This is a genomic window from Micromonospora sp. NPDC003776 (assembly GCF_053605645.1).
The window spans coordinates 1-1754 of the sequence record NZ_JBSGJR010000887.1; the positions used below are offsets into that span (position 1 = coordinate 1).

The 1754-nt window shown below is 72.3% G+C and carries 1 protein-coding gene and 1 pseudogene; both read left to right on the forward strand.

Going from position 1 to position 1754, the window contains the following annotated elements:
• Nucleotides 1-285 (forward strand): annotated as a pseudogene (locus tag ACWEVO_RS36100) (SAM-dependent methyltransferase); the annotation flags it as partial.
• A gap of 40 nt (nucleotides 286-325) precedes the next feature.
• Nucleotides 326-658, forward strand: a complete 333-nt coding sequence (locus tag ACWEVO_RS36105; protein ID WP_452311878.1) for a YciI family protein — start codon at nucleotides 326-328, stop codon at nucleotides 656-658.
• The last annotated feature ends 1096 nt before the right edge of the window (nucleotides 659-1754 follow it).

Here is a 1754-nt window from a genome sequence, read left to right on the forward strand (position 1 = left end):
CGGCCGCCCAGCGTCGGCCTCCGCGGCGCGGCGCGGGCGGTCGCGCCCGGCGGCCGGCTCCTGGTCGTCGAGCACGGCGCGCCGCCGCCATGGGCCCGCGACAGCCACCCGCACGCTCGCTTCGCGAGCCCGGAGGAGATCCTCGCCGCGCTCGACCTCGACACCGGCGGCTGGCACACCGAGCGGCTCGAGGCCGTAAGCAGAACAGGCACCGGCCCTGATGGCGAAACGGGCGTCCTCGTCGACCACGTTGTCCTGGTTCGCCGTGGCCGCGATGGGCACTGAAGGGGTGACGATTTCCGTAGCAACCGGAAGGGAGTCTGTGGTGGCGAAATTCGTGACCATCGGATACGGGGACCAGGAAGGTTACGACAGCACCGACGCTGCGGTTCGCGACGAGGCGCACGCCCATGACATGCGCCTGCGCGCGGCGGGGACCGTGATGGGGGTTGCCGACTCCCCCGTACAGGTGCGAAACCCCAGTGGCGCCGGCGTGATCGTGCAGAGCGGCTCGTTCCTGTCCTCCGCCCTGCCGGTGGCCGGGTTCGCGATCATCGAAGCCGAGACGCTGGAGGAAGCCATCCAGATCGCCTCGAGGGCGCCATGCGCAGTCGCGCAGGGAGTCGTCGAGGTCTGGCCGTTGCGCGAGGCGCCGTAAGTCCGCGCAGGGCCGACGCCACTCGGGACCGAGCCGACTCGTGGTTGAAGGAGTTCGTCGGGCGGTGGGCGCCGCAGCGGACTGACAGGTTCGTGGCGGCTCATCGGTCAGCGGCCGAGTCGCCACGTCGCCTCGGCCGACTGCCAGCGGCGCAGGGCGTCCTTGATCCGCCGGTTCTCGGCGCGCGCCTCGTCCCGTTCCCGGGCCCGCTCCCGCAGCTTGTAGGCGAGCCGGTGCAGCAGCGCGTCGACGTCATCGACCCGGTGGCCGCGCCGGCCCCTCGGCAGCCAGCGCGGCGATCCGGTAAGGGGTGAGCGGACTGCGGAGGGCGTGCCGGCTGCGGTAGACCGTCATCGTCACGGGATCCGGTCCGGCAGGTGGATCCGCTCGGCGGGCCCCCGGCGGCGAGCAGCCGCGATCGTGACCCGGCCAGCATCTCCGGCGGGCCGCACACGTACACGTGCTGGCCGGGGTGATGGTGGTCGAGGGCGACGGTCAGCGCGTCGCCGCGCTCCCCCGGGTCGGCGAGCGGATCGTGGGAGAACGCCGACACGGCGGTCGACCACCTCATGGGCCTGCTGAAGCTTGTCGAGGGCGGCATTCCTGCGCCGCTGCGGCGGTGGCCGGCGGGCTAGGTGGCGACCCGTGCGAGCGGGTGAGAGGGACTGTTCTGGGCGCTCGTCGCGGCTGATCCGGTTCTGTGGTTGTCAGGGCGCATGAGGGCTCGGCTGGGTGCGGCATTGGGGGCTCGGTTGGGGGCGTCGCCGATTCGAGGCCCCAGACGAGGCTTGCCGATCTGCTCTGTCAGGTGTCTGAGCTGCGGAAACCCCGCCGCCCGAGAGCCCATCGGCAAGATCAACCTATCCCGACTCCCTAATGTTTCTTAGGGACCCCCAGGGGTTCTTACGCCGGGTAGGAGATGTTTCGCAGGTGGCGGTCGCCGGCCAGACGGGCGGACTGTGATCAATGGCCGCTAGGGGTCGTTTGAGCGGGGCGTTGTCGCCGGCGTCGAGTTGCGTCGCGAGCCAGCCGCCTGCCGACTGGGCGCGCCGGGCCGGGGGGGGGGGGGGGGGCCCCCCCCCCCCCGCCCCCCCCC